This window comes from Actinomadura sp. 9N215, assembly GCF_044326345.1.
Taxonomy (GTDB): domain Bacteria; phylum Actinomycetota; class Actinomycetes; order Streptosporangiales; family Streptosporangiaceae; genus Spirillospora.
Genome location: NZ_JBIRBA010000011.1, coordinates 202,993 through 229,706, shown reverse-complemented (window position 1 = coordinate 229,706; position 26,714 = coordinate 202,993). Strand labels below are relative to the sequence as shown.

At 72.9% G+C, this 26,714-nt stretch carries 21 protein-coding genes; 14 read left to right on the top strand and 7 right to left on the bottom strand.

The annotated features are described in order from the left end of the window. Positions 1 to 57: 57 nt before the first annotated feature. From ACH34T_RS20385 to ACH34T_RS20340, 10 genes are all read left to right on the top strand, one after another. Positions 58 to 315 carry a hypothetical protein gene (locus ACH34T_RS20385; RefSeq protein ID WP_395993748.1) on the top strand — a complete coding sequence of 86 codons (258 nt, stop codon included), beginning with the start codon at positions 58 to 60 and terminating at the stop codon, positions 313 to 315. Next, positions 312 to 1,829, top strand: a complete 1,518-nt coding sequence (locus ACH34T_RS20380; protein ID WP_395993747.1) for an amidase — start codon at positions 312 to 314, stop codon at positions 1,827 to 1,829. The genes ACH34T_RS20385 and ACH34T_RS20380 overlap by 4 nt, the downstream gene beginning before the upstream one ends. Before the next feature lies 1 nt (position 1,830). Next, the gene (locus ACH34T_RS20375; protein WP_395993746.1) at positions 1,831 to 2,934 is read left to right on the top strand and encodes an extracellular solute-binding protein; all 1,104 of its coding nucleotides are present in this window, start codon (positions 1,831 to 1,833) and stop codon (positions 2,932 to 2,934) included. A 125-nt stretch (positions 2,935 to 3,059) separates the two neighbouring features. Then, positions 3,060 to 3,938 carry an ABC transporter permease gene (locus ACH34T_RS20370; RefSeq protein WP_395993745.1) on the top strand — a complete coding sequence of 293 codons (879 nt, stop codon included), beginning with the start codon at positions 3,060 to 3,062 and terminating at the stop codon, positions 3,936 to 3,938. Next, on the top strand, positions 3,935 to 4,792 hold the full coding sequence (locus ACH34T_RS20365; RefSeq protein ID WP_395993744.1) for an ABC transporter permease: 858 nt from the start codon (positions 3,935 to 3,937) through the stop codon (positions 4,790 to 4,792). Before ACH34T_RS20370 ends, ACH34T_RS20365 begins: the two co-directional genes overlap by 4 nt. Then, on the top strand, positions 4,789 to 5,940 hold the full coding sequence (locus ACH34T_RS20360) for an ABC transporter ATP-binding protein (protein WP_395993743.1): 1,152 nt from the start codon (positions 4,789 to 4,791) through the stop codon (positions 5,938 to 5,940). Before ACH34T_RS20365 ends, ACH34T_RS20360 begins: the two co-directional genes overlap by 4 nt. Beyond that, positions 5,930 to 8,167, top strand: coding sequence for an acetate--CoA ligase family protein (locus ACH34T_RS20355; RefSeq protein WP_395993742.1), 2,238 nt, complete (start codon positions 5,930 to 5,932; stop codon positions 8,165 to 8,167). The genes ACH34T_RS20360 and ACH34T_RS20355 overlap by 11 nt, the downstream gene beginning before the upstream one ends. Before the next feature lie 12 nt (positions 8,168 to 8,179). Beyond that, positions 8,180 to 9,049, top strand: coding sequence for an enoyl-CoA hydratase/isomerase family protein (locus tag ACH34T_RS20350; RefSeq protein WP_395993741.1), 870 nt, complete (start codon positions 8,180 to 8,182; stop codon positions 9,047 to 9,049). Positions 9,050 to 9,079: 30 nt separating this feature from the next. Next, positions 9,080 to 10,801, top strand: coding sequence for a urocanate hydratase (gene hutU, locus ACH34T_RS20345; protein WP_395993740.1), 1,722 nt, complete (start codon positions 9,080 to 9,082; stop codon positions 10,799 to 10,801). Continuing rightward, on the top strand, positions 10,783 to 11,937 hold the full coding sequence (locus ACH34T_RS20340) for a CaiB/BaiF CoA transferase family protein (protein ID WP_395993739.1): 1,155 nt from the start codon (positions 10,783 to 10,785) through the stop codon (positions 11,935 to 11,937). The genes hutU and ACH34T_RS20340 overlap by 19 nt, the downstream gene beginning before the upstream one ends. A gap of 110 nt (positions 11,938 to 12,047) precedes the next feature. Here ACH34T_RS20340 and ACH34T_RS20335 read toward each other — a convergent pair whose 3' ends face one another. Beyond that, positions 12,048 to 14,765 carry an AAA family ATPase gene (locus ACH34T_RS20335; RefSeq protein ID WP_395993738.1) on the bottom strand — a complete coding sequence of 906 codons (2,718 nt, stop codon included), beginning with the start codon at positions 14,763 to 14,765 and terminating at the stop codon, positions 12,048 to 12,050. Between the two features lie 491 nt (positions 14,766 to 15,256). Here ACH34T_RS20335 and ACH34T_RS20330 point away from each other — a divergent pair, with 491 nt between their 5' ends. Genes ACH34T_RS20330 through ACH34T_RS20315 form a run of 4 tightly spaced genes read left to right on the top strand, consistent with a single transcriptional unit; the run spans position 15,257 to position 18,888 of the window. Further along, positions 15,257 to 15,796: a MaoC family dehydratase gene (locus ACH34T_RS20330; RefSeq protein ID WP_395993737.1), complete on the top strand. Its 540-nt coding sequence runs from the start codon at positions 15,257 to 15,259 to the stop codon at positions 15,794 to 15,796. Positions 15,797 to 15,840: 44 nt separating this feature from the next. After that, complete coding sequence (locus ACH34T_RS20325; protein WP_395993736.1) at positions 15,841 to 17,046, top strand: aminotransferase class I/II-fold pyridoxal phosphate-dependent enzyme; 1,206 nt, start codon at positions 15,841 to 15,843, stop codon at positions 17,044 to 17,046. Positions 17,047 to 17,081: 35 nt separating this feature from the next. Next, on the top strand, positions 17,082 to 17,990 hold the full coding sequence (locus ACH34T_RS20320; RefSeq protein ID WP_395993735.1) for an HpcH/HpaI aldolase/citrate lyase family protein: 909 nt from the start codon (positions 17,082 to 17,084) through the stop codon (positions 17,988 to 17,990). 28 nt (positions 17,991 to 18,018) lie between these two features. After that, positions 18,019 to 18,888, top strand: coding sequence for an ornithine cyclodeaminase family protein (locus ACH34T_RS20315; protein WP_395993734.1), 870 nt, complete (start codon positions 18,019 to 18,021; stop codon positions 18,886 to 18,888). A gap of 36 nt (positions 18,889 to 18,924) precedes the next feature. Here the strand turns inward: ACH34T_RS20315 and ACH34T_RS20310 are convergent, their stop codons facing one another. The 6 genes from ACH34T_RS20310 to ACH34T_RS20285 form a co-directional block, all read right to left on the bottom strand. After that, entirely contained in the window at positions 18,925 to 19,776 is an 852-nt protein-coding gene (locus ACH34T_RS20310) for an LLM class flavin-dependent oxidoreductase (RefSeq protein WP_395993733.1), read from the bottom strand. A 12-nt stretch (positions 19,777 to 19,788) separates the two neighbouring features. Next, the gene (gene car / locus ACH34T_RS20305; RefSeq protein ID WP_395993732.1) at positions 19,789 to 23,271 is read right to left on the bottom strand and encodes a carboxylic acid reductase; all 3,483 of its coding nucleotides are present in this window, start codon (positions 23,269 to 23,271) and stop codon (positions 19,789 to 19,791) included. Positions 23,272 to 23,463: 192 nt separating this feature from the next. Next, positions 23,464 to 24,294, bottom strand: a complete 831-nt coding sequence (locus ACH34T_RS20300; RefSeq protein WP_395993731.1) for an aquaporin — start codon at positions 24,292 to 24,294, stop codon at positions 23,464 to 23,466. 45 nt (positions 24,295 to 24,339) lie between these two features. Beyond that, complete coding sequence (locus ACH34T_RS20295) at positions 24,340 to 25,026, bottom strand: arsenate reductase ArsC (protein WP_395993730.1); 687 nt, start codon at positions 25,024 to 25,026, stop codon at positions 24,340 to 24,342. A gap of 68 nt (positions 25,027 to 25,094) precedes the next feature. Continuing rightward, a complete protein-coding gene (locus tag ACH34T_RS20290; protein WP_395993729.1) occupies positions 25,095 to 25,796 on the bottom strand; it encodes an ArsR family transcriptional regulator in 702 nt (233 codons plus the stop codon). A 61-nt stretch (positions 25,797 to 25,857) separates the two neighbouring features. Continuing rightward, complete coding sequence (locus tag ACH34T_RS20285; protein WP_395993728.1) at positions 25,858 to 26,574, bottom strand: methyltransferase; 717 nt, start codon at positions 26,572 to 26,574, stop codon at positions 25,858 to 25,860. Positions 26,575 to 26,714 lie beyond the last annotated feature (140 nt).

Genomic DNA, 26,714 nt, shown 5'->3' with positions numbered 1-26,714 from the left:
GGGCGGTGCGGCCGATCGTACCCACGCCCACATCGCGACCGAAGGGACGGCCCGCCCATGGACGACACGAGCCACGACACGAACACCAACGCGGACACCGGCGTGGACGCCGATACGGACGAGGCGGCGCTCGCGCTGCGCGCCGCCGGGCTCTCGCTCTCCGACGACGAGATCGCCCGGCTCGCCGCCGGCTACCGGACGCTGCGCGCGAAGGCCGACGCGCTGTCGGCCCTGGACCTGCGCGACGACCCGCCGATCGACCCCGTCGCCATGGCCCAGACCAGCGCGCTCCCAGGAGAAGGCGAACGCCCGTGACCACGCCGCCCCTGCCGCTGACCATCGAGGACGCCGCCGCCGCCCTGCGCGCCGGCGCGACCACGTCGACGGCCCTGACCCGGACGGTGCTCGACCGCGTCGCCCGGCTCGACCCCGCGCTGGGCGCCTACGTCACCGTCACCGAGGACGAGGCGCTGGCCGCGGCGGCCGAGGCCGACGCCGACTTCGCGCGCGGCCGCGACCGGTCGCCGCTCCAGGGCGTCCCGCTGGTGGTCAAGGACCTCATCGCGACGCGGGACGCGCCGACGCGCGCCAACAGCGAGGTCCTCGAACCTGGCTGGGGCGGCGGCGCCGACGCGCCGGCGGTGGCGCGGCTGCGGGCGGCGGGGAGCGTCCTGCTCGGCAAGTCCACGACGAACGAGTTCGCCTGCGGCCTGCCCGACCGCACGGCGCGCTTCCCGTTCCCGCGCAACCCGTGGAACCCCGAGCGCACGCCGATGGGCTCCAGCTCCGGGACGGCCATCGCCGTCAGCGCCGGGCTGGCCCTCGGCGGGCTGGGCACCGACACCGGCGGCTCGGTGCGCGGCCCGGCCGGGGCGAACGGCTGCACCGGGCTGAAGGTCACGCTCGGACGGGTGCCGAAGAGCGGCGTCGTCCCGTGCGCGTTCAGCCTCGACACCGTGGGCCCGATGGCCCGCAGCGCCTACGACTGTGCGCTGATCCTCGACGCGATCGCCGGCCACGACCCCGCCGACCCGTACTCCTCGCCGCTCCCGCCCGGCCGCTACGCCGACGACGCCCGCGACGGCGGGGCCGAGGGGCTGCGCGTCGGCGTCCCGACCCGGTACTTCCTGGACTCGCCGCTGCTGGACGGCGAGGTCCGCACCGCCGTGCTGCGCGCCGCCGACGAACTGGCGGACGCGGGCGCGACGCTCACCTACGTCGTCGTCCCGCACGCGCAGGAGGCCAACGACGCCAACAACATCACGTTCCTCTCCGAGGCGTTCGCCTACCACCGGCAGAACCTGGTGGACAGGTGGGACGAGTACGGGAGGTCGACCCGCGAGCTGCTGGCGCGGGCGGCGTTCTTCACCGGCGCCGACTACGTCCAGGCGCAGCGGGTCAGGGCGCTGTTCCGGCGGGGCCTGGCGGACGTCTTCGCGAAGGTCGACGTCCTCCTCACGCCGGTGTCGTTCACGCCCGCCGCGCCGATCGCGACGGCGGACCTGGCGGCGGCGCTGTTCAGGCCGGGCTTCCACGGCCCGTGGAACGCGTCGGGGCTGCCGTCGATCGCCGTGCCCTGCGGGTTCGCCGAGACGGGGCTCCCGCTGTCGTTCCAGCTGGTCGGACGGCCGTTCGCCGAGAGCACGGTGCTGCGCGCCGCCGACGCCTACCAGCGCCGCACCGGCTGGCACCTGCGGGTGCCGCCGTCCGCCCGCGCCGGGATCGCGCACCGCGAGGCCGCGACCGCAGACCGGGGGGCCGCGCACCAGAGGGGTGCTCACCAGGGGTTCGCACGGTCTTCGACCACCCCACAAGAAGGAGCAGGATGACATGTCTTCCCAGAGAACGCACGCCCGCGGCGTCCGGCGGGGCCGGATAGCGGTCCTGGCGCTCACCGCGATGGTCGCGACCGTCACGGCCGCCTGCGGCTCGGACTCCGACTCCGGCGGCGGCGGCTCGGACAGCCTGGTCATCGCCGGCTGGGGCGGGTCGTTCACGGCCGCGAACAAGGAGGCCTTCTACGACCAGTTCCAGAAGGACACCGGGATCAAGGTGACCATCGCCACGCCCGGCGGCGGCTTCGCGGCCAAGGTCGCCGCGCAGCGCGCCGGCAACAACATCGAGTGGGACCTGCTGGAGGCGCCGGGCGGCGACACCTCGAAGCTCGTCCTGGACGGCAACCTGGAGAAGTTCCCCGCGTCGCTGGTCACGGAGATCACGCCGCTGGTGGCGGACGGCGCGATCAGGCCCGGCCCGTCGGAGCCGTACTACCTCGACCACGGCGGCACGGTGAACCTGATCGGCTGCAACACCAAGCTGGTCAAGAAGTGCCCCACGAACCCGCGCGAGTTCTTCGACGTGAAGAGCTTCCCGGGCACGCGGGGCATCACGGCCAACAACCCGATCTTCACCAGCCTGTTCGCGCTGGCGGGCGACGGCGTCCAGCCGCAGCAGTACTTCCCCGTCGACGTGAACCGGGCCATGAACGCGCTCAAGCGGATCAAGCCGAACGTCCAGGTCTGGTCGACGAGCCCCGCGCAGATGCAGCAGGCCGTCGTGGACGGCGAGGTCGGCATCATGCAGGCGCCCAACACGGTGCTGGTCTCGGCGATGAAGCAGGTCCCCGAGCTGAAGCTCTACTGGGACGGCGGCCTGCTGTTCGACGAGGGCTGGTGCGTGCCCAAGGGCGCGAAGAACAAGGAGGCCGCGTTCAAGTTCGTCAAGTGGTACGCGGAGCACCGGGAGCTGCAGGCCAAGTTCACCGAGAAGATCTACAGCGGCACCGGCGGGCGCGACATGCAGAAGTACCTGTCGCCTGAGGTGATCAAGAACCTGCCCATCAACAAGACGGGCGTCACCCTCGTCGACGGCAAGGCGGGCGCCAAGCAGCAGCAGGAACTCGGCAAGGCGCTGCGCGAGATCCTCGTCGGCTGAAGGCAGGCGTGCCGGCGGCCACGCAGCCGAGCCGCCGGCACGCCGCTCCCGCAGGCCCGCCGCCCCAGCGGCGGTCCGGCGGCGGTCCGGCGAACACGGATGGGAGATGACCAGGAGATGAGCACATGGTTCAGATAAGGCGCCGGACGCGCGCCAGGGGGTGGCAGTCCACGTTCTCCGGCCTGACCGGGCTGGGGCTGATCGCGCCGTTCCTCGTGGTCGCCGGGGTGTTCATCGTCTACCCGTTCGTCGAACTGCTGCGGACGGCGTTCGGCGAACCGGACGGGCTCGGCAACTTCGGCGACTTCTTCCAGAGCCCGGCGGCGCGCCGCACCCTGTGGACGACCTGCCTCACCTCGCTGATCGTCACGGTGATCGTCGTGACGGTCGGCGCGGTGCTGGCCTGGTCGCTGCGCACCACCAGGAGCCGGCTGACCCGGATGGTGATCGCGCTGGCGGTCTTCATGCCGCTCTGGATGGGGGCGGTGATGAAGATCTACGCCTTCACCGTCCTGCTGGAGCGGTTCGGGGTCGTCAACCGGACCCTGACGTGGCTGGGCGTGATCGACGAGCCCATGCAGCTGCTCCGCACCCAGTTCGCGGTGGTGGCCGGGATGACGTACCAGATGCTGCCGTACGCGGTGCTGCCGATGTATGCGGTCTACGTCACGATCGACCTGAACCTGATCCAGGCGGCGGAGAGCATGGGCGCCTCGCGGGTGCGGGCGCTGCGCGACGTGGTGACGCCGCTGGCCCTGCCGGGCCTGCTGGCGTCCACGGTGATCGTCTACGTGATCTGCATCGGCTACTACCTGACGCCGGTGCTGCTCGGCGGCGCCACGGCGCCGTTCACCGCGAGCCTCATCGCCGACGACATCTTCAACCTGTTCGTCCCGCAGCAGGCCGCGGTCGCCTCGGTGCTGCTGCTGGTCGTCGCGGGCCTGGTCATCCTCGGCGGGCTGCGGCTGGTGGGCAAGGAGCGGATGCGGAGGGCCCTCGGATGACGACCGACGTTCTGACCTCGTCCGTCCCGTCGGAGACGGCGCCGCGGGCCGTGGCCGACACCGCCGGACGCCGGGCCCTCGCCCGCGGCGTGCAGGCGGCCGACCTCGTGGTGCGCGCGGCGGCGGTGCTGTTCCTCGGCGTGCCGATCCTGTGCGTCGTCGTGCTGTCGTTCTCCAACGCCGAGGTGCTCCAGTTCCCGCCGGAGGAGTGGGGCCTGCGCCAGTACCGGTCGTTCTTCGGCTCGGACGCCTGGATCGACGCGATGGTGCTGTCGTTCAAGCTGGCCACCGTCTCGGCGGCGATCTCGCTGCTGATCGGCATCCCGGCGGTGTTCGCGCTGCACCGGTCGCGGCTCCCGCTGAAGGGGCTGCTCCAGGCCGTCGGGCTGAGCCCGCTGGTGATCCCGGGCGTCGCCTACGCCGTGGCGCTCTACACGCTGTTCGTGCAGTTCAGGCTGACCAGCAACATGGCGGCGCTGGTGCTGACGTACGCGGTGCACGGGCTGCCGTTCGTCCTGCTGATCCTCGGGTCGGCGCTGTCGCGCCTGCCCGCGGAGACGGAGCTGGTCGCGATGACGCTCGGCGCGTCCCGGCCGCGCGCGATGGTCGGGATCACGCTGCGGCAGCTGCTGCCGGCCATCGGCGCGTCCTACATCTTCGCGTTCATCTCCAGCTTCGACGAGGCCGTGCTGATCAACTTCCTCGGCGGCCCGGGGACGGTGACGCTCCCGAAGGCGATCTTCGACAACGTCAAGACGGGACTGGATCCCAACATCACCGCGATCGCGACCCTGCTCATGGCGGGCACCGGCGTCGTCGGCTCGCTCGCGTTTCTGCTGCGGAGGAAAGTATGAACGTCAGGGCACGGAAGGACCCGCGGCAGGAGGAGGGGACCGGGCCCAGTCCCGCTCCTGACGCCCCCGCCGATGCGGAGGCCGGGCTGGAGCTGCGCGGGCTCGTCAAGCGGTTCGGCGGCACCGAGGCGCTGCGCGGGATCGACCTGGTCGCCGGCCGGGGGAACTTCGTCACCGTCCTCGGGCCGAGCGGCTCGGGGAAGACCACGATCCTGCGCGTCGTCGCCGGGTTCCTCGCGCCCGACGGCGGCGAGGTGCTCATCGACGGACGCGACGTCACCCGGATGCCGCCCGCGGCGCGCGAGATCGGCATGGTGTTCCAGAACTACGCGCTGTTCCCGCACATGACCGCCGCCGACAACATCGCCTACGGCCTGAAGATGCGCCGCTGGCCGAAGCAGGAGCGCGACCGGCGGGTCGCCGACATGCTGGCCCTGGTCGGCCTGGACGAGCTCGGCGGCCGCCTCCCGCGCGAGCTGTCGGGCGGGCAGCAGCAGCGCGTCGCCGTCGCCCGCGCGCTGGCGTTCCGGCCGCAGCTGCTGCTGATGGACGAGCCGCTCGGCGCCCTCGACCGCGAGCTGCGCATGCGCATGGCCGTGGAACTGCGCCGCCTCCACCAGGAGGCCGGGGCGACGACCGTCTACGTCACGCACGACCGCGAGGAGGCCCTGACCCTCTCGGACTGGATCGTCATCATGCACGACGGACGCATCGACGCCGTCGGCACCGCCGAGGAGCTCTACACCCGGCCGCGGAGCGGCTTCGTCGCGAGCTTCTTCGGCGGCCACAACGTCGCCGAGGCCACCATGGCCGGGCTCGCCGGGGACCGGGCGCGGGTCGGGTTCGCGGGCTGCGACATGGAGGTCATGTGCGGGCAGCCGCTGGAGCCGTCCGGCCGGGTCGATCTCAGCATTCCCGAGGAGGCGCTGAGCCTGGCGCCGTCCGGCCCGGCGCCGGCCCGCCTTGAGCTGGACGTGCTCGACGACCTGTACCTGGGCAACGGCGTGCGCGTCACCCTGCGCACCGCCGACGGCGTGACGCTCCGCGCCACCCTGCCCCGCGACGCCCGCGAATCGATCCGGCACGGCGGCACGCTGACGGCCTATCTCGACACGTCCCAGGTGGCGGCGGTGCCCCATGAGCGGTAGCGGCCCCATGGGCGGTAGCGGCCGCACCTACCGCCAGCCCGCGCTGGACGACCTGCTGAACCCGAAGAGCGTCGTGATCGTCGGGCTGTCGCCGCGGCCCGGCTCGACCGGCCGCCGCATCCTCGGCAACCTCCGGCGTGCGGGCTTCGGTGGAGCGGTCCACGGCGTGCACCCCGGCGGCCGGGACGTCGACGGCGTCGCGGTGTACCGGACGCTCGCCGACGTGCCCGACACCCCGACGGTCGCGCTGATCTGCACTCCCGGCGACACCGTGCCCGCGCTGGTCGACGAGGCCGGGGCGAAGGGCTGCCGGGGCGCGGTCGTCTACGCGTCCGGGTTCGAGGAGACCGCCGGCGGCGCGGCGCGGGCCGTCCGCCTGCGCGAGCTGGCCGGACGCCACGGCATGAGCCTCATCGGCCCCAACTGCCTGGGCGCGTTCAACCCCGGCCGCGACGTGTGGCTCACCGGCACCGACTTCGGCGCCGACCTGCCCGCCGGGCCCGTCGCCGTCGTCTCGCAGTCGGGGTCGGGGTGCATCCTGCTGGCCGGGTCCGGGCGGCTGGGGTTCTCCTACGTCGTGTCCAGCGGCAACGAGACCGTGACCGGGCTGGCCGACTACCTCGACTACCTCGTCCAGGACCCGTCCACCCGGGCGGTCGGCATCGTGGTGGAGGGCATCGGCGACGCCGACGGCGTCATGGCCGCCGTGCGGAAGGGCCACGACAGCGGCGTCGCGGTCGTCGCCCTGAAGGTCGGGCGGACGGAGCTGGGCGCCCGCAACGTCGCGTCCCACACCGGCGCGATCGCCGGGGACGCGCGGGTCTACGAGGCGTTCTGCCGGCGCGCCGGGATCGTCACGGTGGACGACTTCGACCAGCTGACCGAGGCGCTGGTGGCCCTGTCGACTCTGCGGCCCGGTCCGGCGGGGGATCGCGTGGCGTTCGTCGGGCTGTCCGGAGGCGAGATCGGGCTGGTCGCCGACGCCGTCGTCGACGGGGACGTGCGGCTCGCGGAGCTGTCGGCGGGCACCCGCGAGGAGCTCGCGCGGATCCTGCCGGACTACGCCACGATCGCCAACCCGCTCGACGGAACCGGCCAGCTGGTCGGCGAGCCCGAGCGGTTCGGACGCCTCGCGGCGGCCGTCGCCGGCGACCCGGGCGTCGACCTCCTGACCGTCGTCCTGGACGCGCCGCCGTCGCTGGGCGATCGGCTGGCCGCGTCCTACACCCGGCTGCTGGCGACCCTGCCGGGCGTCCGGCAGCGCTCCGGCACGCCGGTGATGGTGCTGTCGAACTACGGCGGCGGGCTGCACCCGTTCGCCGCCGACGCCCTGGCCGGTTCGGACATCCCGGTCGTGCACGGCACCCGCGCCGGAATGGCCGCGATCGCCGCCGTCACGACCACAACCGCCACCGCCTCGCACCAAGGCCAAGACGTCGGCGAGGCCGGCGAGATCGTCGCCGCCGGGTCCTTGAAGGCCGTGCGGCGGGCGTTGGACGCGTCGCCGTCCGGGCAGGTGTCCGGCGACCTGCTGGAGGAGCTGGCCGAGCGGTACGGGCTGCCCTTGCCGCGGCGGGCCACCGCCGGCTCCGCCGCCGAGGCGGTCGCGGCCGCGGAGTCGATCGGATTCCCGGTCGTGCTCAAGACCGCGTCGCCGAAGGTCGTGCACAAGAGCGACGCCGGGGGAGTCGCGGTCGGGCTGTCGACGGCCTCGCAGGTGCGCGACGCGTACGAGGACGTCACGTCGTCGGTGGCGCGGCACCTCGGCGAACCCGCTCCGCAGGTCGTGGTGGAGGAGATGGTCTCCGGCGGCGTGGAGGCGTTCGTCGGGTGCGGGCTCGACCCGGTGTTCGGGCAGGTCCTGGCATTGGGAGCCGGTGGGACGCTCGTCGAGCTCCAGCCCGACCCCGCGCTGACGCTGCCGCCGGTCTCGCCAAAGGAAGTACGCACGCTGGTGGCCAGTACGCCGCTGGCGCGCCTGTTCGGCGGGTATCGCGGCTCGCCGCCGTCCGACGCGGACGCGTTCGCCGACCTCGTCCTGCGCGTCGCGCGGCTGGCCGCCGACCTGCGCGAGGCCGCCGTGGAGATCGACCTCAACCCGGTCGCCGTGCTGCCGCGGGGGCAGGGCGTGCGGGTGCTCGACCTCCGGATCGTCGCCGCCGACCACTCCGCCGCCGACCACCCGGCCGCCGACCGCCCCGCCCCGAAACCGCCGCAGACACGTTAGGACCACACCGCCATGGACTACGCAACGATCCTCTACGAGGTGGGCGACGCCGTCGCCACCATCACCCTCAACCGGCCCGAGGTCATGAACGCGCTGTCGTCCGACCTGGAGCGGGAGCTGCACGACGCCCTGCGACGGGCCGGGGCCGACCCGGACGTCCGCGCGATCGTCCTGACCGGGGCGGGCCGGGCGTTCTGCTCCGGCTACGACATGTCCGCGGTCGAGGCCTCGAACGGGACCGACCCGGCCGCGCGTTACCCGGCGGACGTCATCGGCGACTGGTACGAGCGCAACCAGGGGGAGCTCGACCACCTCAGGGAGATCTGGAGCCTGCCCAAGCCGGTGATCGCCGCCGTCAACGGCTGGTGCATGGGCGGCGGGTTCTGGTACGCCCTGGCCTGCGACATCACCATCGCGTCCGCCGACGCCGTCTTCGCCCAGCCCGAGGTGCGGATGACGTCCAGCTCCATCTTCCTGTTCGCGGCGCTGTGCGGGTGGAAGAGCGCCAACCGCTACACCCTCACCGGCGACCACTTCGACGCCGCCGAGGCGCTCCGCATCGGCGTGGTCAACGAGGTCGTCGCGCCCGGCGAGCTGCTGCCCGCCGCGCGGCGGCTCGGCAGGCGCATCGCGCAGGTCCCGGCGGCGTCGGTGCGGCTGAACAAGGCGATCACCATGCAGGGCCTGCGGGCGGCGGGCGTCGACAGCGGCCTGCTGCTCAACGGCGCGCTCAACGCGATGGCCCACTCGTCCTACGGGCCGGAGCGCGAGCGGCTCAACGCGGCGAAGGCCGAGGGCGGCCTGCGGGCGTTCCTCAGCGCCCGCGACGAGCCGTTCCGGCCCGAGCCGTTCGGGCCGCGGTCCGCCGGGCCGGGCGAGTAGATGGCATCCCACGTGATCAGAGGAGAGGCGATGGCGGGAACGGCGGGGGCACGACCGGTCAGGGCGCCTCACGGAGGCGACCTGACCTGCAAGGGCTGGGCGCAGGAGGCGGCCCTGCGGCTGCTCATGAACAACCTCGACCCGGACGTCGCCGAGCGTCCCGACGACCTCGTCGTCTACGGCGGCAACGGCCGGGCGGCGCGGTCCTGGCGGGACTTTGACGCGATCGTCGCCACCCTGCGCGACCTGGCCGATGACGAGACGATGCTCGTGCAGTCGGGCCGTCCGGTGGCGGTGTTCCGCACGCACGAGTGGGCACCGCGGGTGCTCATCTCCAACGCGATGATCGTCCCGGAGTGGGCGACGCTGGAGGAGTTCCGCCGCCTCGAAGACGCGGGCCTGACGATGTTCGGCCAGATGACGGCGGGTTCGTGGGCCTACATCGGGTCGCAGGGCATCCTGCAGAGCACGTTCGAGACGTTCGCGGCGGTGGCGTCCAAGCGCTTCGGCGGAACGCTCGCCGGGACGCTGACCGTCACCGCCGGCCTCGGCGGCATGGGCGGCGCGCAGCCGCTCGCGATCACCATGAACGGCGGCGTCGCCCTCTGCGTGGAGGTCGACCAGACGAAGATCACCCGGCGGATGCGGCTCGGCTACCTCGACACCCAGGCCGACGACCTCGACCACGCCCTGTCCCTGGCGCTGGCCGCCAAGGACGAGCGGCGGGCCCTGTCCGTCGGGCTGCGCGGCAACGCCGCCGAGGTGCTGCCCCGGATCGTCGCCCGCGACATCGCCGTCGACATCGCCACCGACCAGACGTCCGCGCACGACCCGCTGCTGTACGCCGTCCCCGGCCTGTCGCAGGAGGACGCCGACGACCTGCGCGCCCACGACAAGAAGACGTACGTGCTGCGCGCCCGCGCGAGCATGGCCGACCACGTCAAGGCGCTGTGCGCGCTGCTCGACCGCGGCACCGAGGTGTTCGAGTACGGCAACGGCCTCCGCGTCGAGGCCGACCTCGGCGGCTTCAAGCGGGCGCTGGACTATCCCGGCTTCATCGTCGCCTACATCCGTCCGATGTTCTGCGAGGCGAAGGGCCACTGCCGCTGGATCGCGCTCTCCGGCGACCCGGCCGACATCGCCGTGATCGACGCCGCGATGCTCGACGAGTTCGCCGACAACCCGTCCGTGACCCGGTGGCTGCGGCTGGCGGCGCGGCACGTCCGCGTGCAGGGCCTGCCCGCGCGGACCTGCATGCTCGGGTACGGGGAGCGCGCCCGCGCGGGACGGGTCATCAACGACCTCGTCCGCGACGGGAAGGTCAGCGCGCCCGTCGCGATCGGGCGCGAGCACCTCGACGCAGGCTCGGTCGCGTCCCCCTACCGGGAGACCGAGGCGATGATCGACGGCAGCGACGCCATCGCCGACTGGCCGGTGCTGAACGCGCTGCTCAACGCGTCCAGCGGCGCGACGTGGGTGGGCGTGCAGCACGGCGGCGGCACCGGCATCGGACGGTCGGTCCACACCGGGATGGTCGTGGTCGCCGACGGGACGCCGCTCGCCGCGCTGCGCGTGGACCGCGTGATGACCAACGACCCCGGCAGCGGCGTGGTCCGCCACGCCGACGCCGGCTACGAGCGCGCGGTCGAGTTCGCCGCCGAGCAGGGCATCCGGATGCCGTACCGGGACGCCGCGGCGTCCGCGAAAGGCGACGCCACAAGGGAGGGGACCCCATGGACGCCGCGCCCCTGAGCGACATCCGCGTACTGGAGTTCGGCCACTACATCGCCGGCCCGTTCTGCGGCCAGATCCTGGCCGACCAGGGCGCCGACGTGATCAAGGTGGAGCCGCCCGAGGGCGACGCCAGCCGGGGCACCGAGAGCCTCTCCTACAACGACGTCTACTTCCACGCGCTGAACCGCAACAAGCGCAGCGTCATGCTCGACCTGAAGACCGAGGAGGGGCAGGAGTCCCTGCTCGCCCTGCTGCGCTCCGCCGACGTGGTGGTCACCAACTACGCCGTCGGCGTCCCCGAGCGGCTCGGCTTCGGCCACGCGCGCGCCAGGGAGGTCAACCCGCGGCTGGTCTACGTGCACGCCAGCGGCTTCGGCAACGACAGCCCCTACGCGAAGCGGCCCGCCTTCGACGGCATCATCCAGGCGATGTCGGGCCTCGTGCACCTGACCGGGGAGCCCGACGGGATGCCGATGCAGGCCGGCCTGTTCGTGCCCGACCACGTCACCGGCCTCTACGCCGCCCTCGCGGTGATGTTCGGGCTCAGCCGCCGGCACGGCGCCGGCGAGGGCTCGTTCACGGACCTGAGCATGCTCGACAGCATGATGTCGCTGCTGGGCCCGTGCCTGGCCGAGGCGCTCCAGCTCGGCGTCAGCCCCATGCGGGTCGGCAGCAAGGTGCGGCGGTCGTACGCCGGCACCTACACCGCGGCCGACGGCTACGTGTACCTCGCGCCGATGACCCTGCGGATGTGGACGGCCCTCGCCGGCGTGGTGCAGACCCCCGGCCTGCTGCCGTACTTCACCGCCATGGACGCCGACACCCGGCTGGACCACCGCGACGAGCTCGACCGCGCCATCGAGGAGTGGACGCGCGCGCACCCGGTGTCCGAGGTCGTCACGCGGATGGGCGACGTCGGCGTCCCGTGCAGCCCGATCTTCACCGTGGACGCGCTGGCGGCCGACCCGCACGTCCTGCACCGCGCGATGGTGCGGTCGATCCCGCTGGAGAGCGGGCCCGGCGAGGTGATCGTGCCCGGTTCCCCGCTGCCGGTGGTCGGCTCGGCGTTCGCCGCGGGCCCGCCCTCGATCGGCCAGCACACCAAGGAGATCCTCGGCGAGCTGCGGACTCCGGAGGCGCCGCCCGGCGCGTGAGACGGCACGCCTCCGGACGTCCCGCCGCGTCCGGAGGCGGGTCGCCGGGCGTCCTGGCGCGTGCGGAGGCGGGGCGCCGCGCGTGTGGAGGCGGGTCTCTGGGCGTCGCGTCAGCCCGGGCGGTCGCGGAGTTCGGGGAGGTCGCGGAGCTGGCGGCGCGAGGTGATGCCGAGCTTGCGGAAGACGTTGCGGAGATGGGCGTCGATGGTGCGGGGGCTGAGGAACAGGCGGGCCGCGACGTCCTTGGTGGTCGCGCCGGTGGCGACGAGCCGGGCGATGTGCACCTCCTGCATCGTCAGCCGCTCGTAGCTGTGCGGGGCGCGGCCGCGGGCGCGCTCGCCCGTCCCTTGCAGTTCGGCGGCGGCGCGTGCGGCGAACGCCTCGGCTCCGATCCGGGACAGCAGCTCGTGCGCGGTGCGCAGCCGTTCCCGGGCGTCGCGCCGCCGTCCCTGCCGGCGCAGCCACTCGCCGTACAGCAGATGCGCGCGGGCCCGGTGGACGGCGGCGCGGCAGCCGTCGAGGTGGTCGACGGCCCGGCGGTAGGCGTCCTCGTCGCCCGTGACGAGCGCGCGGGCGCAGGACTCCACGCCCAGCCCCCAGGCGGTGCCGCTGGCCTGGGTGCGCTCGGCCAGCGATTCCAGCGCGCCGGACGCCGCCTCGTGCTCGCCGCACCGCACCGCGGCCTCGACCAGCTCGGGCAGGGCGAGTCCGGTGACGGCGAGGTCGTCGTGGGCGATGGCCCGCCGCGCGGAATGGAACGCCGTCCGGTAGTCGCCGAGGGCGTTGTGCAGGACGGCGTTGGCCCAGTGCACGCTCAGCGTCATGCGCTGGTCCGCGGCGAGGACCTCCGCGAACAGGTCGGTCGCCGCCTTCCTGCGTCCGCGCAGGGCGGCGAGGTGGACGCTCGGGTAGACCAGCGGCGACGCGCCGGTGGCCTCGGCGACCGCCGCGCCCTCGGTGATCGCGCCCATGGCGGTCGCGAAGTCGCCCGCGTGCACCGAGACCGCGCCCAGCATCGCGAGCCCGATGGGGAGGGTGTGGAACGAGCCCGACTCGCGTCCCGCCGCGATGGTGTGGTCGGCGAAGTCGAGGAAGCCGTCGAAGTCCCACAGCTCAATCGCGAGCAGGACGCCGAGCGAGGGGCGGCGGCTCCACACCGGGTCGCGGACGTCGGCGAGGACGGGCCGCAGCGCCGGGACGGCCGCCCGGTGGCCGTCCCGCACCAGCGTGATCATGGCGTCCAGCACGATGTCGCCGCTCCCGCCCCGCGCCCCGGCCGGGGGCGCGGCGCGGGCGGCGTCCACGACCTCCCGCAGCCCGCCGATGAGCGCGCCCATCTCGACCGCGTCCAGATAGCATGCGCGGGACCGCTCCGGGTCGAGGGCGGCGAAGCGGCGGGCGGCGCGTAGCACATGGACGTGCGGGGCGTCGCCGCCGCGGTGCAGGACGAAGGACAGCTCGCCGCGCAGCAGGTCGATCCGGGCCAGCTGCTCCTCGCCGAGGGAGCCCGACTGGATGCCGGTGAGCAGCTCGGCCGCGACGTCGAACGCGCCGGCGTCGAACTTGGCGCGGGCGGCGTCGAGGCCGCGCTCGACGCGCTGCTCAGGGTCGAGCGACAGCGCCGCCGACCGTTCCAGGAACGCGGCCGCGGCCGCCACCCCGCCGCGCGCCCGGGCCCGGGACGCGGACCGCCGCAGCTCGGCCGCCACCTCCTCGTCGGGACCGGCGGCGGCCTGGGCGCGATGCCAGGCGCGGCGGTCGGGGTCCGTGCCGGGGTCGGTGGCCGCCGCCAGCGCGCGGTGCGCGGCCCTGCGCCGCTCCGGGTCGGCGGCGCGGTACACGGCGGAGCGGGCCAGCGGATGGGGGAAGCGGACCCGCGCGTCGAACTGGATCAGGGACGACGCCTGCGCGGGCCCCGCGTTCGAGGCGTCCAGGCCCAGTTCGGCGGCGGCCCGCCAGAGCAGCGCCGGGTCGCCGACGGGCTCCGCGGCGGCGAGCGTCAGCAGCTGGCGCACCGGGTCGGGCAGCCGCTCCAGCCGGTCCTGGTAGCTCCGTTCGATCCGTCCGGCCAGGGGCGCGGCGTCGGGCGGGACGAACCCGCCCGCCATGCCGGTCGGCCCCACGCTCCGGGGGAGCTCCAGCAGCGCCAGCGGGTTGCCGCGGGCCTCGGCGAGGATGCGGTCGCGGACCCGTTCGTCCAGCGGGGCCCGCACCTCAGCAGCCAGCAGGGCGCGCGCGTCGTCCGCGGCGAGGCCCTCGACGGTCAGGCCCGGCAGGCCGTCGAGCTCGGACGTCCGGCTCGGCGTGCGCGTGGCGGCCAGCATGATCACCTTCTCGGCGCCGAGGCGGCGGGCGAGGAAGGCGAGCGCCCTGGCCGAGGCGTGGTCCAGCCACTGGGCGTCGTCGACGGCGCACAGCAGCGGACGGTCGCCCGCCGCCTCCGCCAGCAGCTCCAGCGTGGCGATGCCGACCAGGAACGGGTCGGGCGTGCCGGCCTCCAGGCCGAACGCGACCTCCAGCGCGCCGCGATGCCGGACGGGCAGCGTCCCGAGCCGGTCCAGGGCGGGCACGCACAGCTGGTGCAGGGCGGCGTAGGGCAGCTCCATCTCGAACTCCGCCCCGGACGCCCGCATGATCCGGAACCCGGTCGCCATGCCCTCCGCGTGCCGCAGCAGCGCGCTCTTCCCGATGCCCGCCTCACCGCGCAGGACCAGCGCCCCGCCCGCCCCGCCGCGCGCCGCGCCGATCAGGGCGGCCAGCCGGTCGGTCACGTTCCGCCGGCCGAGGATGGGGGAAGGCGCCACCGACCGCCCGTTTCCGCCGCGCATGATCCAAGAATGTCACGCCCCCGCCGGTCCCTCACCCGAAGGCGCGCGCCCGCCGCCGGATCGCCGTGACCTGCGCTGCCGGTTCCGGCCCGCCGGTGAATACGCAGCTCATCGCTTACTTCTGTCCGTTTTTATCGCTTCTTTCCGTCCGTTTTCGACGGGTCGAGGGCGCGGGATTCCCGGATATCCCTTCCCACCTGCCGCTCTGACCGTTCGTAATCGGTTGTTCACAAACTGTATGTTGATCGTGAGAGAATGGTTCGGCTACGTTGTTGAGGACGCTCCCGAATCACCAACAATATGCGCACCCGCGACGGTGTGGACCGTACCATGACCACGATGGTCAGTTGCACGAATATGTCCGGCAACAGCGCTGTCATTGCGATCCGATATGCCCGAACTGACGGCTGTCCGGGCCGGACGAGGCCGATTTCAGAAAGGTCGTGGAGTCGTGTTCGGCGCCGAAGCGGCGCAATACCAGTGGAGTGAGATTGTCTGAACCAACCGCATACGCGTCGACCGGCGTCCCCTCGCCCTATGCGGGCTACGACCTGATCGGCGAGAATCGCCACCGTGAACGCGTCGGCTTCTACTACGAGGAGTTCGAGCCCGGCGCCGTGTTCGAACACAGGCCCGGCCGGACGGTCACGGAGATGGACAACGTCCTGATGAGCACCATGGCGATGAACCAGTCGCCGCTGCACATCGACGCGGCGTTCTGCGACGAGACCGAATGGGGGCGTCCGCTGGTCTCCAGTCTGGTCACGCTCAGCATCGTCTGCGGAATGAGCGTGCGAAGTACCAGCGGACGCGGTATCGCCAATCTCGGCTGGGATTCCATTCGGCTGGCGAAGCCGGTCTTCGTGGGCGACACGCTGTATTCCGAGAGCGAGATCCTCGGCAAGCGCCGATCCCGGAGCCGGGAGAACCGGGGGATCGTCACGGTCCGGACGACCGGCGTCAACCAGAACGGCGAGATCGTCATCACCTTCGAACGAAGTTTCATGGTCCCGACCATGAAGAAGGACTGACCACCGACGACGTCAGAACTCTTTGTGGAAGTGGAGGGCGACCCTTGCATCAGTTCGCCAATATCAAGAAGGCCCTGGATGCGAGCTGGCCTTACTGGGACGCGTGCGAAGAGGCCGGACTGACCGATCTGGTGCTGTCGGCCAGCCGCTCGGACCGGGCGCGGGTCGAGGGGTTCGACCACCCGATCACCAACATGTCGTCGTACTCCTACCTCGGGCTCGACCAGGATCCGCGGATCGTGCGGGCCGCGGCGGACGCCCTGCTGCGCGAGGGCACCCTGAACACCACCATCTCCCGGGTGAGAATGCGCTCCGCCCTCCTTGAGGAGGCCGAGCACGGCCTGGGGGAGCTGTTCGGCGCCACCGCGATCACCACGACGTCCGGGGCCGCCGCCGGCTGGTCAGTGATCCCCCTGGCGGCGTCGGGCGCTCTGACCGGTGGCACGGAGCCGCTGATGGTGTTCGACAAGAACGCCCACTTCTGCTTGAACGCGATGAAGGCGCTCGCGGCCGACGAGGCCCCGGTCGTGACGATTCGTCACAACGACGTCGAAGAGCTGGAGCGGCTGTGCGCGTCCAACGCCCGTGTGGCGTACGTCGCCGACGGCGTCTACAGCACCGGCGGCGGCGCGCCCGTGGCCGAGCTGCACCGGTTGCAGGAGAAGTACGGCCTCCTCGTCGTCTACGACGAGGCGCACGGAATCTCCACGGTCGGGGCGCGCGGCGTCGGCTGGGTGCTCGACCAGCTGGGCGGGCTGACCCAGAACACGATCATCATCGCGTCCCTGAACAAGGGTTTCGGCGCCTCCGGCGGATTCGTCCTGTTCCATCCTTCGCTCGCCGCGGGCCGGGTCGAGGATCTGCTGCTGCGCAACAGCGGCCCGATCATGTGGTCCCAGCGCATCAACACCGCGGGACTCGGCGGCATCGTCAAGTCGACCGAAATCCATCTGTCGGGCGAGGTCGACGAATTGCAGGCCGAACTGAACCGCAAGGTGGCGCTGTTCGACTCCCTGATCGAAACCGGGCAGCGGGGCGATGCCTTTCCGATCCGGACCGTCATGCTGGGGGACGAGGCAGAGGCCGTGCGCGTCGCCTCGGGTCTCCTCGCCGAGGGATTCTACGCCGCCGCCCTGTTCTTCCCGATCGTGCGCCGCGGTGTGGCGTGCCTGAGAGTCATGATTCGAGCCAATATTCCCGACGCCGAGATCGTGCGGTTCGGCAAGGAGTTGGACCGTTTACGTTTATGAAGCGGCACCTGCCTCCCAAAGGAGAAGTGTCAGCGATGATGAAGTTCAGTCCCGACAACCGTTCGATGCTGTTCACCCCGGCGACCTCCGCGGAGAAGTTCGCCTCGGCCCATCGAAGCGGCGCCGACGTCGCGGTGGTGGACCTGGAGGACGCGGTCGCCGAAGCGTACAAGGATTCCGCTCGGAAAGAGTGCCGCCGGTTCTTCACCGGAAGAGGCGCCGAACGCGGGCAGGCGGAGGCCCTCCGGATCAATCCGCTCACCACCGTCCACGGATTACTGGATCTGCTGGCCCTCTGCGAGTTCGATCCCAAGCCCGACGTGATCGTCGTACCGAAGGTGGAAGCGCCGCGCGACATCGAGATAGTCGAGTCGATCCTTTCCTCGGTCTCGTACGCCCCGGACCTCGCCGCCATCCTGGAGACCCCGAAAGGCCTGGAGCGGGCATCCGACATCGCCCAGTCGTCGCCGCGCATGCGGGCCCTGGTCTTCGGATCGGCGGACTACTCCTTCGCGATCGGCGCCAGCCGGGACTGGGCCTCCCTGTACGCCGCCCGCGCTCGCATCGTCAACACCGCCTACTGCGCCGGGATCGACTGCGTCGATGCGCCGGTCTTCGACTACCACGACGTCGAGACGCTCGCCCATGAGTCCGTGCTGGACCGCAACATGGGCTTCAGCGGCAAAGCCGCCATACATCCGAGTCAGGTCCCGCTCATCAACGAGAGATTCTCCCCGGACCCCGAGACCATCGAGCTGGCCCGCCAGATCGTCGCGGCCTCCGAAGCCAATTCGGGCAACGCCACCTCCGTCGGCGGAATGATGATCGGACGTCCTTTCGTGTCCGCCGCCATGGCCCTGCTCCGCCGCTACGGAAGTGAGCCGGCCGAACCGATGGACACCCCGGAGGCCATACGGGCGGATGCGCAGCCAACGGGAAAGTGAACGGAAACCGGGGAGCGGCGGGTATCGGATGACCGCTCGCACCACCGAGGACGTGCTCGCCCTGGCCGCCATGATCGGCGACGCGGTGGCGGGCGGCGCGGTCGCCCGGATGACCGTGCCGCCCCGCCAGAGAATCGTCGACGAGCGCGGCACCAAGTACATCTCCATGCCCGCCGTCTCGCCCGACCACCGGCTCTACGTCAACAAGACGGCCACGATCACCCGCGGGCCCGGCACGACCGTGACCTCGGTGGTGCCGGTGTTCTCGGCGGAGACCGGCGGGCTCCTCGCCGTGCTCGACGGCGCGGAGGTCACCGACCTCAAGTGCGCGGCGGTCTCCGCGCTGGTCACCGGCCGTTGCGCCGCCCCCGATGCCGCCACCCTGGCCATCGTCGGCGCCGGGGTGCAGGCCTGGCAGCAGTATCGGGCGGTCACGGCCGTCCGGGAGATCGGACGGGTCCGGATCTTCTCCCGCACCCGCCGCAACGCCGAGGCGTTCGGCGCGAGGATCCGCGCGGCGGGCCGGGCCGAGGTCACCGTGTGCGGGTCCGCGGCCGAGGCCACGGCGGGAGCCGACATCGTCGCCACCGCGACGACCTCGGCCGAGCCGCTGCCGATCTCCACCGAGCTCCCCGCCCATGCGCACGTCAACTGCATGGGCGCCCACACGCCGGACTCCCGGGAACTCACCAGGGAACTGCTGGAGAGCAGCCTGCTGGTCGTCGAGTCCCGCGACATCGCGATCGCCGAGGCCGGTGAGATCCATCGCTCCGCGCTCGATCTCGCGGCGCTGCTCGACGCCGACCCCGCGGGCCTGGCCCGCCGCACCACGGTGTTCAGCTCGACCGGTCACGCGTCGCTGGACCTCATCACGTGCGCCTACCTCATCGACCACTGAACGCGGTCCGTCGGAGCCCTCGCGAGGGGACGACGGTCAGAGCCGGGGCGGGCCCTGCTCGATCCGGCGCAGGTAGGGGTCCAGCCGGTCGAGGCGGTCGTCGAACGGCATCCGCTCCTCCCACCAGGTCGCGCCCGCCGCCGCGAGCGGCCGCACGGTGTCCGCCGCGGAGGCGGGGTCGGTCCGGCCGCCGACGACCAGGTCGAACTGGCCGGCCCCGGCGGGGCGCTCGGCCCGCAGGAACGTGGCGAGCGCGCCGACCTCGTCCGCCGGCGGCGGGGTCTGGTCGCGATATCCGGGGAACAGGGGGACCGCGCCGTCCCAGCGGGCCGCCCGGCGGAACGGGGCGCGCGTCGGCCAGCGGCCGCCCACCCAGACCGGGACGCGCGGCGACTGGACCGGGCGCGGCAGGAACCGCACGTCGTCCAGGACGGTGTGGACGCCCTGGTAGGACGACTCCTCGCCGGACCACAGCAGGTTCAGGACGTCCAGGCCCTCGTCGAGCATCAGCGCGAGGGTCTTGGGGTCGGTCGGCTCGCCGAAGCTGCCGAACTCGTCCTCCAGCGGGGCGCCGAGGCCCGCGCCGAACACGACCCGTCCGCCGGTGAGATGGTCCAGGGTGGTCAGCTCCCGGGCCAGCCGGGCGGGCCGCCGCCGCGCCACCGGCGTGACCATCGGCCCGAGCAGGACGCGGGAGGTCGCCATCCCGGCGGCCGCGAGCAGGATCCAGGGGTCGGCGATCGGCCGGTGCTGCGCCTTGACGAAGGTCAGATGGTCCCAGACGAACACACCGTCCCAGCCGGCCTGCTCGGCCGTCACGGCCGCCTCGACGAACAGGCGCGGATCGGCGAAGTCGCCGAAGTTCGGCATGCTGACGGAGAAGCGCACGGCGGGCTCCTTCTAGACGAGGTCGAGGTCGCGTAGATCGGCGACGTACTTGCCGATGTACTCGGGGGTGAGCGAGGGCACCGGGCCGTCCAGCGCCGCGGTGAACCGGGCCGCCGGGACGGCGCCGGCGGGCCGCGGTTCGAGCGGCCGGGCGTAGGCGGCGAGCATGGGCAGCAGCGACAGCCGCCGCCGGTGCGGCGGCAGGCCGCGCAGGGCCGGGGAGAACCGGGCCAGCCACTCCCGGTGGTCGTCGAACCGGACGATGGGACGGCCCATGTCGATCAGCCAGTCGACGACCTCGTCCAGGGAGATCCCGTCGTCGACGGCGTTGACGGTGTTGTAGGTGACGTACCCGCCGGGCGGACGGGCGCCGGGCGGACAGGCGGTGAGCGCGCTGATCGCCGCCGTCGTGAAGTCGACCGGCAGCCCGCCGTAGTGGGCGCGCCGCCGTTCGCCGTCCGGGCCGAGCCGGTAGAACGAGCGCGGCGCGAGGCCCGTCGCGAGGACGCTGACGAGCAGCCGGGTGAACCGGTCGGGCAGGTTCAGCACGCCCGGCAGGCTGCTGTGCGCGAGGACCATGCCGGGCCGGAACACCGTGACGGGCAGGCCCGTGCGGTGGTGGGTCTCGCGCAGCAGCACCTCGCCCGCCCATTTGCTGACCGCGTAGCCGCCCGCGTCGGAGTCGTCCAAATGGCGCAGGCCGCTGCGGACGTCGGCGTCCTCGTCGAGGACGGTCCCGTCGGGTTCGAGCGCGGCGGCGATGGTCGACAGGTACGTGAAATGCTTCATCGGCCCGGTGAGGGCGAGCTCCACCAGCCCGGCCGTCGCGACGACGTTCGGCGCGAACAACCGGCTGTAGGGCAGCACATGGTTGACCAGGGCCGCCGAGTGCACGATCTGGCCGGTCTCGTCCGCCAGCCGCGCCCACGTCTTGTCGTCGAGGCCGAACCTGGGCGCCGACACGTCCGCGGCCAGCACTTCCAGCCGTTCCGCGGCGGCCGCCTCCAGCCGGTCGTCCCGGCCGTTGCGGCCGCCCGCGGCGGTGCGCAGGCCTTCCAGCACCCGCCGTCTGGCGGTGTCGTCGTCGGCCGCGCGGGCCAGGACGGTCAGCCGCTCGCCGCCGCCGCGGAGCCGGTCGAGCGCCAGGAACCGGCCCAGGTATCCGGTCGCGCCGGTGAGCAGGGTTCTGCCGTCGGCGGGGCCAGGCGACGCGACGGCCAGGACTCGCGGGTCGAAGAACCGGTCGGGGGCCAGTTCCCGGGCCCGCACCACGGTGGCTCCGGTCCCGTGCACCGAGGCGAAGGTCGCCGCTGCGCGGTCGCCGTCGTCCAGCCGTCCGGCGATTTCCGCGAGGGTCGCGCCGGGGTCGAGGACGGCCTGGACCGGGATCTCCCGGTCGAAGACCTGTTCCAGGACAGTCGTCAGCGTGTGCGCGGCGAGGGAGTCGCCGCCCAGGTCGGCGAAGACGTCGTGCGGCCCGACCCGCGCGACGGGCAGCCCGAGCGTGGTCCGCACGGCGGCGAGGACGGTCTCAAGCGGCGGCGCGTTCCGGCCCGCCGCCCGCAATGCCGCGAATCGCCGCGCCCGGTCGTCGGCGATCTCGCCGTACAGGCGCTCCAGCCGGGGGCCGTAGCGCTCTTTGAGCGCGGGTCGCAGCGGTTTGCCGATCCCCGACAGCAGCCCGTTCTCGACGCTGAACGGGGTCCGCTCGATGATCACGTCGTGGGGCACCTCGTAGCCGGCGAGACCGGCCCCGGCGGCCACCTCGCGGATCGTGTCGAGGACGGCCGCGCGCGCGGACGGCTCGTCGGCCGTCCCCAGCCGCTCGGGGTCGGGGACCGCCACCCCGAGCAGGAACGCCTGCTCGGGATTGCCGTAGAGATAGAGCTGGTGGATCGACGGTCCGGTCGTGAACAGCGCCTCCAGCCGGGACACGGCGACGAACTCGCCCTGCGACAGCTTGACGACGTTGCCGATCCGGTCGACGTAGGCGAGCCGGTCGGGCGCCAGTTCGGCGAACACGTCGCCGGTCCGGTAGTAGCCGTCGTCGTCCAGGACGGACCCGGGCCGCTTGTAGTAGCCGGGCACCAGCCCCGCCGACCTCAGCCGCAGCTCGCCGCGCGGATACGGCCTGTCGGTCGAGAAGTAGCCGAGCTCCGGGACGTCGGCGAGCCGGTAGTCCAGGACCGGGGGGCGCTGCACCCGCTGGTCGATGACCACCGCCTGGGTCGTCTCGGTGGAGCCGTAGCGGTCGGAGATCCCGGTGCCGAGCACCGTGGTCATGAACGTGCGCGCGGCCGCCGACAGCGGGGCGCTGCCGCACATGGCCCTGACGACCCGGCCGCCGAGCACCTGATCCCTGACCAGGGTGAGCGCGGCGGACTCGGGGTCGGGACGGCCCTGGCGTTCGAGGCGTCCGGCCTCCAGCAGGTACCGCTGGTGGATCTGGTCGCAGATCCGCGGCACCAGGCTCAGCACGGTGGGCCGGGCCAGGCCGACGTCCTCGAACAGCGCGGACAGGTCGCCGCGGCCGGTGAAGTAGCCGACGCCGCCGGAGGCGAGCCCGTAGACCAGCCAGCCGCGGCCGTTGACATGGCTCATCGGCATGAAGTGCAGCATGATCGTCGGCAGCGGGGCGGCGCCGTCCGCGCCGGCGTCGACCATGCCGCCGCGGCCCCGCTGCCAGATCCGCGTGATCATCGACGCGGTGTAGACGGCGCCCTTGGGCGCGCCGGTGCTCCCGGACGTGTAGATCAGGGCGGCCAGCCGATCGGGGTCGGGATCGCGGCATGGGTCGACGGGCGGGAGCTCGCCGCCGCGTAACAGGTCGTCGTCGAGGGCCGTCACCGGGGCCCGGCCGCCGAGCCGGTGCACGGCCGAGCGGAGGGCGTCGCTGTGGTCGTCGACCCGGGGATCGTGATCGAAGACCACCAGGCGTTCGATCGCGTCGCAGCCAAGGACGGCCTCGGCCGCGAGCCCGAGCGAGCCGGTGTCGGCGGCGAGCAGCCGCGGCCGGGTCTCCGCGAGGACGGGCGCGAGACGCTCCGCCGCGGAGCCGAGCGGCAGCGGGACCGGCACCGCCCCCAGGTACATGCAGGCCAGGTCGATCACGGCGTGGTCGACGCCGGTGAAGCCGAGCACGGCGACGAGGTCGCCGGGGTGCAGCCGTCCCGACCAGGCCGCGGCGAGCGCGCGGACCCGCCGCCACAGCTCGGCGTAGCTCACGGTCTCGAACCAGGGCTGGAGTTCGTGCACGGCACGGCCGGTGGCGGGGTCGCGGACGACGCGCACCGCCCGGCCGCCGAGCGCGGGACGGTCCGCGTAGCCGTCCATCGCCGCTGCGATGGAGCCGATGAGATCGCCGTCGGCGCGGGCGATCGCCTCGGCGACGCGCGGGTCGGGGACGGACCCTGCGAACTGGGCGTCGGTCGCGAGGAGCGCCGCCACCCTGTCCGCGAGGTCCGGCTGTGCGGAGGGATCCGGCTGCTCGGGCATGTGCGCTCCGGTTCAGGCTCCGGCCGCCGATCCAGGGCGGCCACGACCATCAGCGGGTGGACGGCGACGGGGAGGCCAGGGCGGGTGCCAGGATGCCGTGACGGGTGGGGAGGCGGCCCGGCACGGCGATGCCGACGATCATACCGGACCGCCGTGCCGCGGACACCTGCCAGACCCTGTTCGAAGCGAGCGTCAGGGGCGGGCCGGTCGCCGCGCCGGTTCGGCTGCCCGCTCCGCGCCGTCCGCCGCCGCGCCGGCGGACGGATACAGGACGGCCAGCAGCAGCACACCGATCACCGCCCCCGCCAGCTGGGCGGCGACGAAGCCGGGGACCGAGGCGGGCGCGATCCCGGCGAAGGTGTCGCTGAGAGCGCGGCCGGCGGTGACGGCGGGGTTGGCGAAGCTGGTGCTGCTGGTGAACCAGTAGGCGGCGCCGATGTAGGCGCCGATCGTGGGGGCGGCCAGCGCGGCGCGGCCGGTCCGGGCCAGCGTGAGGACGACCGCGATCAGCCCGGCGGTGGCGACGACCTCCCCGAGCCACAGGTGCGGCTGGGCGCGCTCGTGCTGGGAGAGGGCGACGGCGGGCAGCGCGAACATCAGGTTGGCCAGGATCGCGCCGCCCGCGGCTCCGGCGGTCTGCGCGGTGACGTAGGCGGCCAGCTCCCGGGCGTTGAGGCCGGTGGTGCGGCGGCGGTGCACGAACCAGTCGGCCAGGCTGACGGCCGGGTTGAAATGCGCGCCCGACACCGGACCCAGCCAGATGATCAGGACGGTCAGCGCGAGCGCGGTGGTGGTGGAGTTCATCAGCAGTTGCAGGCCGGCGTCGTGGGGCGACAGCCGCGCGGCCATGATCCCGGAGCCGATCACCACGGTGACCAGCGACCCCGTGCCGAGCGCCTCGGCGAACACGCGGCGCGGCAGCGGCACGGCGCCGGGCCCGGCGGCGTACTCGCCGGGCGCGGCGGGTGCCTCCGCCGGCCGGTTGCGGATCGAAGGGGCGGCCGGATCAGAAGAGGTCGTCACAGGAAAGAGGCCTTCGCTGCCGAGGGATGCGAGCTGGCTCGGGGGTCACTCGCGAATGGGGATCTTCAGGTCGTCCAGGAGGGCGCGGACGCGGCGTTCGATCTCGTCCCGGATGGGCCGGGCGGCCGCCAGGTCTCTGCCCTGGGGGTCGTCGAGGTCCCAGTCCAGGTAGCGCTTGCCGGGGAAGACGGGGCAGGCGTCGCCGCAGCCCATGGTGACGACGACGTCGGCGGCCTGGGCGATCTCGGTGGTCCAGGGCTTGGGGAACTCGGCGGTGATGTCGATGCCGACCTCGCGCATCGCCTGGACGGCGACGGGGTTGACCCGGTCGCCGGGCTCGGACCCGCCCGACCAGCCGATCGCCCGGTCTCCGGCCAGGTCGGTGAAGAAGCCCAGGGCCATCTGGGAGCGTCCGGCGTTGTGCACGCACAGGAACAGCACGATCGGGGTCGCGCCGGTGTCCTTGCCCTCGACGCGGGCCAGCGCGTGGAGGCGCTGGCGGGCGAACCGCTCGGCGAGCAGCGGCAGGAAGTGCGGCACGGTGGCGCGGCCGGCGAACTGGTCGTAGCTGGTGTGCAGGTAGCGGTCTATGGTCTCGGCGCCGAAGGTGCCGGTGAACTCGTCGGCCAGGCGGCGGGCGGCGGTGAACAGGGCGTGCCGCTGGTCGACGCTCAGGTCGTCGCGGCGGTACGCGTCCGTGATCGGGCTCTTGGACATCGGGCTGTCGGGCATCAGGACGCCCCTCCCAGGGGATGGTCGGTCACTCGGGACGATCACTCGGGACGATCACTTGGGGACGGTCAGTCGGGGACGGGGCAATCGCCGTCCGGGGTCCGGACGGCCGCGGTGAGGCGGTCGACGCGGGAGGCGATCTCGGCGAAGGCGGTCTCGAACGCGGTGTCGGTGCCGGCGCCGATCGGGTCGGGCACCGACCAGTGCAGGCGCGGTCTGGGGTCGAGCTCTTCGTAGGCGTTGTCGCAGACGGCCACGACCAGGTCGCCGGCGCCCACCACGTCGTGGACGTGCCGCGTGCCGTGCTCGTGGAGGGCCAGGCCGTGGCGGCGCGCGACCGCGATCGCGCGCCGGTGGACCCGCCGTCCGGGACGGGTGCCGGCCGACGCCGCCGGGACCGGGCTGCGCTGCGTCCACAGGGCCGCCGCCAGCTGCGAGCGCGCCGAGTTGCGGGTGCACACGAACACCACCCGCGGCGCCGCCACCGCCCGGACCCACGCGGCCGGAGCCAGCGCGGCCAGCGCCCCGGGCGCCAGCCGCACGTAGGCGCGGCGCCGGTCGGCCTCCGACCGCGTCCTGTCGATCACCCCGGCCCCGGCCAGGACCCGCAGGTGATGGGCCAGCAGATTGGACGGCATGCCCAGCACGGCGCCCAGCTCACCGGGCGCGGCGTCGCCCAGCAGCAGGTGGTCGACGATGGCCAGCCGCGCCGGCTCGCCCAGCGCGGCATGGACGGCCGCCCGCGCCTCGATCTCGTTTGCCTCAACCATGATTGACTCAATCTTCGTTGAGGCATGCGGCCGGAGTCAAGCCCGCCCAGGGTGCGGAGAATCAGATGGTCATGCGGAAGCTGTAGTAGTCGACCGGCCAGTCGTCCCGCATCATCCGCTGGTGGGCCACGACTTCGGTGGTGAAACCGTTTTCGTCGGCGAGGCGCCGCAGGTAATCGATATCGCCGGCGGTGGTGAAGAGGATCAGCATTCTCCCGGCGGGGGACAGGTGGTCCCGGGCCTCGCGGAAGAATCTGGTCAGCGCGCGGTAATTGTGGTCGGTGTAGGCGAGCTCGTATCTCTCGCGGGGAGCGAACCACCGGAAGGGCGGGTCGAATACGATGAGGTCGAATGTCTCGTCGACATGGCTGAACACGTCGCTGTAACGGACCTCGACACGATCCGGGACGCCGTTGTTCGCGGCGTTGCGGCGCGCGGCGTCGAGGGCGACCGGGTTGACGTCGACCGCGACGACCGCGGCCGCCTTGGACGCGGCGAGAACGGCGTTGACGCCGCTCCCGGTCCCCATGTCCAGGACGGCGTCGCCCGCGCGCACCTCCGCCAGCACCGCCTCGCCGAGCAGGTGGGACACGTCCGTGACCGGGTGCACGTCGGGCGGCACCTCAAGGACCGTGTCGAGATAGCCGAACCGCCGCGTGGTCCGGCCGCGGGCCTTGCCGCGGCGATAGGCGACATCGTGCCATCGGCGGATTCTTTCGGCCTGCTCCGCCGGCAGGGTCGGCTGGTAGGCATAGGCGTCGCGTCCGGAATCTGCCATGTGCGTATCGTATCCAGCCCGATCGCCGTCCATTGCCGTGGAATTCAAGACCTGGCGACAGCTTTGCCCTCGCCGGTAATCCACGTCCTATGGCGTATGCGGTTTTTTCGGTGCGATGACCGGACGGCGGATACACTTTT

What these genes read in the sequence shown, in the direction of transcription:
- ACH34T_RS20385 (WP_395993748.1), top strand. Translation starts at nt 58, where the DNA reads ATGGACGACACGAGCCACGACACGAACACCAACGCGGACACCGGCGTG.
- ACH34T_RS20375 (WP_395993746.1), top strand. Translation starts at nt 1,831, where the DNA reads ATGTCTTCCCAGAGAACGCACGCCCGCGGCGTCCGGCGGGGCCGGATA.
- ACH34T_RS20370 (WP_395993745.1), top strand. Translation starts at nt 3,060, where the DNA reads ATGGTTCAGATAAGGCGCCGGACGCGCGCCAGGGGGTGGCAGTCCACG.
- ACH34T_RS20365 (WP_395993744.1), top strand. Translation starts at nt 3,935, where the DNA reads ATGACGACCGACGTTCTGACCTCGTCCGTCCCGTCGGAGACGGCGCCG.
- ACH34T_RS20360 (WP_395993743.1), top strand. Translation starts at nt 4,789, where the DNA reads ATGAACGTCAGGGCACGGAAGGACCCGCGGCAGGAGGAGGGGACCGGG.
- ACH34T_RS20355 (WP_395993742.1), top strand. Translation starts at nt 5,930, where the DNA reads ATGAGCGGTAGCGGCCCCATGGGCGGTAGCGGCCGCACCTACCGCCAG.
- ACH34T_RS20350 (WP_395993741.1), top strand. Translation starts at nt 8,180, where the DNA reads ATGGACTACGCAACGATCCTCTACGAGGTGGGCGACGCCGTCGCCACC.
- hutU (WP_395993740.1), top strand. Translation starts at nt 9,080, where the DNA reads ATGGCGGGAACGGCGGGGGCACGACCGGTCAGGGCGCCTCACGGAGGC.
- ACH34T_RS20340 (WP_395993739.1), top strand. Translation starts at nt 10,783, where the DNA reads ATGGACGCCGCGCCCCTGAGCGACATCCGCGTACTGGAGTTCGGCCAC.
- ACH34T_RS20335 (WP_395993738.1), bottom strand. Translation starts at nt 14,765, where the DNA reads ATGCGCGGCGGAAACGGGCGGTCGGTGGCGCCTTCCCCCATCCTCGGC.
- ACH34T_RS20320 (WP_395993735.1), top strand. Translation starts at nt 17,082, where the DNA reads ATGATGAAGTTCAGTCCCGACAACCGTTCGATGCTGTTCACCCCGGCG.
- ACH34T_RS20315 (WP_395993734.1), top strand. Translation starts at nt 18,019, where the DNA reads ATGACCGCTCGCACCACCGAGGACGTGCTCGCCCTGGCCGCCATGATC.
- car (WP_395993732.1), bottom strand. Translation starts at nt 23,271, where the DNA reads ATGCCCGAGCAGCCGGATCCCTCCGCACAGCCGGACCTCGCGGACAGG.
- ACH34T_RS20295 (WP_395993730.1), bottom strand. Translation starts at nt 25,026, where the DNA reads ATGCCCGACAGCCCGATGTCCAAGAGCCCGATCACGGACGCGTACCGC.
- ACH34T_RS20290 (WP_395993729.1), bottom strand. Translation starts at nt 25,796, where the DNA reads ATGGTTGAGGCAAACGAGATCGAGGCGCGGGCGGCCGTCCATGCCGCG.
- ACH34T_RS20285 (WP_395993728.1), bottom strand. Translation starts at nt 26,574, where the DNA reads ATGGCAGATTCCGGACGCGACGCCTATGCCTACCAGCCGACCCTGCCG.